Origin of the sequence: Acinetobacter marinus (assembly GCF_900096915.1) — a bacterium.
Lineage (GTDB): Bacteria > Pseudomonadota > Gammaproteobacteria > Pseudomonadales > Moraxellaceae > Acinetobacter > Acinetobacter marinus.
This window is the reverse complement of sequence record NZ_FMYK01000019.1, coordinates 1-5,424: the sequence shown is the minus strand read 5'-3', so window position 1 is coordinate 5,424 and position 5,424 is coordinate 1. Positions and strand designations below refer to the sequence as shown.

The 5,424-nt window shown below is 48.4% G+C and carries 2 tRNA genes and 3 rRNA genes; all 5 read left to right on the top strand.

The window, feature by feature from the left end:
- Positions 1 to 116 precede the first annotated feature (116 nt).
- A 16S ribosomal RNA gene (locus tag BLQ60_RS13900) occupies positions 117 to 1,654 on the top strand.
- A 57-nt stretch (positions 1,655 to 1,711) separates the two neighbouring features.
- Positions 1,712 to 1,788, top strand: a tRNA-Ile gene (locus tag BLQ60_RS13895).
- A 44-nt stretch (positions 1,789 to 1,832) separates the two neighbouring features.
- Positions 1,833 to 1,908: transfer RNA gene (locus BLQ60_RS13890), tRNA-Ala, on the top strand.
- Positions 1,909 to 2,187: 279 nt separating this feature from the next.
- Positions 2,188 to 5,080, top strand: a 23S ribosomal RNA gene (locus BLQ60_RS13885).
- A 224-nt stretch (positions 5,081 to 5,304) separates the two neighbouring features.
- Positions 5,305 to 5,419 (top strand): 5S ribosomal RNA (rrf, locus tag BLQ60_RS13880).
- The 16S, 23S and 5S rRNA genes sit together here with 2 tRNA genes alongside, the layout of an rRNA operon.
- Positions 5,420 to 5,424 lie beyond the last annotated feature (5 nt).

The window sequence follows — 5,424 nt, the reverse complement described above, 5'->3', positions numbered from 1 at the left end:
ATATATTTCATTGATTGAATTGGTAGGAATTACTCGAAGTTTATTTGAGCGAATTTTTAGTCAGTAAGATTAATGAGCCAGATTTAGTCACTTAGATTAAAGTGACAAAATGATTTTAACTGAAGAGTTTGATCATGGCTCAGATTGAACGCTGGCGGCAGGCTTAACACATGCAAGTCGAGCGGGAATAGGTAGCTTGCTACTGATTTCTAGCGGCGGACGGGTGAGTAATGCTTAGGAATCTGCCTATTAGTGGGGGACAACATTCCGAAAGGGATGCTAATACCGCATACGCCCTACGGGGGAAAGCAGGGGATCGTAAGACCTTGCGCTAATAGATGAGCCTAAGTCGGATTAGCTAGTTGGTGGGGTAAAGGCCTACCAAGGCGACGATCTGTAGCGGGTCTGAGAGGATGATCCGCCACACTGGGACTGAGACACGGCCCAGACTCCTACGGGAGGCAGCAGTGGGGAATATTGGACAATGGGGGGAACCCTGATCCAGCCATGCCGCGTGTGTGAAGAAGGCCTTTTGGTTGTAAAGCACTTTAAGCGAGGAGGAGGCTTACTTAGTTAATACCTAGGATAAGTGGACGTTACTCGCAGAATAAGCACCGGCTAACTCTGTGCCAGCAGCCGCGGTAATACAGAGGGTGCGAGCGTTAATCGGATTTACTGGGCGTAAAGCGTGCGTAGGCGGCTTTATAAGTTGGATGTGAAATCCCCGAGCTTAACTTGGGAATTGCATTCAAAACTGTAAGGCTAGAGTATGGGAGAGGATGGTAGAATTCCAGGTGTAGCGGTGAAATGCGTAGAGATCTGGAGGAATACCGATGGCGAAGGCAGCCATCTGGCCTAATACTGACGCTGAGGTACGAAAGCATGGGGAGCAAACAGGATTAGATACCCTGGTAGTCCATGCCGTAAACGATGTCTACTAGCCGTTGGGGTCTTTGAGACTTTAGTGGCGCAGCTAACGCGATAAGTAGACCGCCTGGGGAGTACGGTCGCAAGACTAAAACTCAAATGAATTGACGGGGGCCCGCACAAGCGGTGGAGCATGTGGTTTAATTCGATGCAACGCGAAGAACCTTACCTGGTCTTGACATAGTAGAAACTTTCCAGAGATGGATTGGTGCCTTCGGGAATCTACATACAGGTGCTGCATGGCTGTCGTCAGCTCGTGTCGTGAGATGTTGGGTTAAGTCCCGCAACGAGCGCAACCCTTTTCCTTATTTGCCAGCACTTTGGGTGGGAACTTTAAGGATACTGCCAGTGACAAACTGGAGGAAGGCGGGGACGACGTCAAGTCATCATGGCCCTTACGACCAGGGCTACACACGTGCTACAATGGTTGGTACAAAGGGTTGCTACACAGCGATGTGATGCTAATCTCAAAAAGCCAATCGTAGTCCGGATTGGAGTCTGCAACTCGACTCCATGAAGTCGGAATCGCTAGTAATCGCGGATCAGAATGCCGCGGTGAATACGTTCCCGGGCCTTGTACACACCGCCCGTCACACCATGGGAGTTTGTTGCACCAGAAGTGGATAGTCTAACCTTAGGGGGGACGTTCACCACGGTGTGGCCGATGACTGGGGTGAAGTCGTAACAAGGTAGCCGTAGGGGAACCTGCGGCTGGATCACCTCCTTAACGAAAGATGGATTGATTGGTAAGAATCCACAACAAGTTGTTCTTCTAGATATCGATGGGTCTGTAGCTCAGTTGGTTAGAGCACACGCTTGATAAGCGTGGGGTCACAAGTTCAAGTCTTGTCAGACCCACCAAACTGATGAGAAACAGTGAATCGGTATTGCACAATGATATAGCTGGGGACTTAGCTTAGTTGGTAGAGCGCCTGCTTTGCACGCAGGAGGTCAGGAGTTCGACTCTCCTAGTCTCCACCACGCACCTACGGTGCGAGGCTGAGTAGCTGATAAATTATAGAATTTAGTAAGTTAAGACTTATTAACTTCTGTGATTTAAGTATCACGGTATTAGCTTATATTGATGAGATATAAGTTATTCATTAACAGTAGAAATTGAGTCTGAAATAAATTGTTTTACTCAAGCATTTAGATTAATTTTTTAATTGATTTGAATGAATTGAGAACTAGCAAATTAAACTGAATCAAGCGTTTTGGTATATGAATTGATTACTGTTGTACGACCTTTTGGGGTTGTATAGTCAAGTAATTAAGTGCATGTGGTGGATGCCTTGGCAGTCAGAGGCGATGAAAGACGTGATAGCCTGCGAAAAGCTCCGGGGAGGCGGCAAATATCCTTTGATCCGGAGATGTCTGAATGGGGGAACCCACTTATCATAAGATAGGTATTACACACTGAATACATAGGTGTGTAAGGCGAACGAGGGGAAGTGAAACATCTCAGTACCCTTAGGAAAAGAAATCAATTGAGATTCCGTTAGTAGCGGCGAGCGAATGCGGAAGAGCCCATTAAGTTAGTTATGTTTTAGTGGAATGCTTTGGGAAGAGCAACCATAGTAGGTGATAGTCCTGTACACGAAAGGGCATAACTAATGAATTGAGTAAGGCGGGGCACGTGAAACCTTGTCTGAATATGGGGGGACCATCCTCCAAGGCTAAATACTCCTGACTGACCGATAGTGAACCAGTACCGTGAGGGAAAGGCGAAAAGAACCCCTGTGAGGGGAGTGAAATAGATCCTGAAACCGCATGCATACAAGCAGTAGGAGCACCTTCGTGGTGTGACTGCGTACCTTTTGTATAATGGGTCAGCGACTTATATTCAGTAGCGAGGTTAACCGAATAGGGGAGCCGTAGAGAAATCGAGTCTTAATAGGGCGTATAGTTGCTGGGTATAGACCCGAAACCGGGTGATCTATCCATGAGCAGGTTGAAGGTTGGGTAACACTAACTGGAGGACCGAACCCACTGTCGTTGAAAAGCCAGGGGATGACTTGTGGATAGGGGTGAAAGGCTAATCAAACTCGGTGATAGCTGGTTCTCCCCGAAAGCTATTTAGGTAGCGCCTCGGACGAATACCATATGGGGTAGAGCACTGTTTCGGCTAGGGGGTCATCCCGACTTACCAAACCGATGCAAACTCCGAATACATATGAGTACTATCCGGGAGACAGACTGCGGGTGCTAACGTCCGTAGTCAAGAGGAAAACAATCCAGACCGCCAGCTAAGGCCCCAAAATCATAGTTAAGTGGGAAACGATGTGGGAAGGCATAGACAGCTAGGAGGTTGGCTTAGAAGCAGCCACCCTTTAAAGAAAGCGTAATAGCTCACTAGTCGAGTCGGCCTGCGCGGAAGATGTAACGGGGCTAAAACTATGTGCCGAAGCTGCGGATTTGCGCTTATGCGTAAGTGGTAGGGGAGCGTTCTGTAAGCCGATGAAGGTGTGTTGAGAAGCATGCTGGAGGTATCAGAAGTGCGAATGCTGACGTGAGTAACGACAAAACGGGTGAAAAACCCGTTCGCTGAAAGACCAAGGGTTCCAGTCCAACGTTAATCGGGGCTGGGTGAGTCGACCCCTAAGGCGAGGCCGAGAGGCGTAGTCGATGGGAAATTGGTTAATATTCCAATACTTCTGTTTAATGCGATGAGAGGACGGAGAAGGTTAAGTCAGCCTGGCGTTGGTTGTCCAGGTGGAAGACTGTAGGTATGTATCTTAGGCAAATCCGGGGTACTTTATACTGAGAGTCGATAGCAATCTGTACTTGTACAGAGAAGTGGCTGATACCCTGCTTCCAGGAAAAGTCTCTAAGCTTCAGTTAAACAGGAATCGTACCCGAAACCGACACAGGTGGTCAGGTCGAGTAGACCAAAGCGCTTGAGAGAACTCTGCTGAAGGAACTAGGCAAAATGGTACCGTAACTTCGGGAGAAGGTACGCTGCTTTTGGTGATGGAACTTGCTTCCTGAGCTGAGAGCAGCCACAGAAACCAGGCCGCTGCAACTGTTTATTAAAAACATAGCACTCTGCAAACACGAAAGTGGACGTATAGGGTGTGATGCCTGCCCGGTGCTGGAAGGTTAATTGATGTGGTTAGCGTAAGCGAAGCTATTGATCGAAGCCCCAGTAAACGGCGGCCGTAACTATAACGGTCCTAAGGTAGCGAAATTCCTTGTCGGGTAAGTTCCGACCTGCACGAATGGCATAATGATGGCGGCGCTGTCTCCAGCAGAGGCTCAGTGAAATCGAAATCGCTGTGAAGATGCAGTGTACCCGCGGCTAGACGGAAAGACCCCGTGAACCTTTACTACAGCTTGACATTGAACTTTGATCTTACTTGTGTAGGATAGGTGGGAGGCTATGAAATGTGGACGCCAGTTCACATGGAGCCATCCTTGAAATACCACCCTGGTAATATTGAGGTTCTAACTCTGTCCCGTGATCCGGGACGAGGACCATGTCTGGTGGGTAGTTTGACTGGGGCGGTCTCCTCCTAAAGAGTAACGGAGGAGTACGAAGGTGCGCTCAGCGTGGTCGGAAATCACGCGTAGAGTATAAAGGCAAAAGCGCGCTTAACTGCGAGACCCACAAGTCGAGCAGGTACGAAAGTAGGTCTTAGTGATCCGGTGGTTCTGTATGGAAGGGCCATCGCTCAACGGATAAAAGGTACTCTGGGGATAACAGGCTGATACCGCCCAAGAGTTCATATCGACGGCGGTGTTTGGCACCTCGATGTCGGCTCATCTCATCCTGGGGCTGAAGCAGGTCCCAAGGGTATGGCTGTTCGCCATTTAAAGAGGTACGCGAGCTGGGTTTAGAACGTCGTGAGACAGTTCGGTCCCTATCTACCGTGGGCGCTGGAAATTTGAGAGGATCTGCTCCTAGTACGAGAGGACCAGAGTGGACGAACCTCTGGTGTACCGGTTGTGACGCCAGTCGCATCGCCGGGTAGCTATGTTCGGAAGGGATAACCGCTGAAAGCATCTAAGCGGGAAGCCTACCTCAAGATAAGATTTCCCTTGGACTTTATGTCCACTAAAGAGCCGTTCGAGACTAGGACGTTGATAGGTTGGATGTGGAAGTGCGGTGACGCATGAAGCTGACCAATACTAATTGCTCGTGAGGCTTGACTATACAACACCCAAGCGGTTGTTGTTAATCAACGAAAGTTGAAACAAGCACTAATCGATTCATACCATGACAGAAATGTCATAAATAACTTGATTCAGAACGAAATGCTAAATACAATGCACGACTCAATTAACCTACTGTTAATACACTCATTTGACCAAAGCAATGGCAAGCAAAGTACATAAAAGTACACAGCGAATAAGACCAACGCATAGTCATAACAGTTTGCTGGCGACCATAGCAAGTGTGAACCACCTGATCCCTTCCCGAACTCAGAAGTGAAACCACTTAGCGCTGATGGTAGTGTGGGGTTACCCATGTGAGAGTAAGTCATCGCCAGCTTTTAA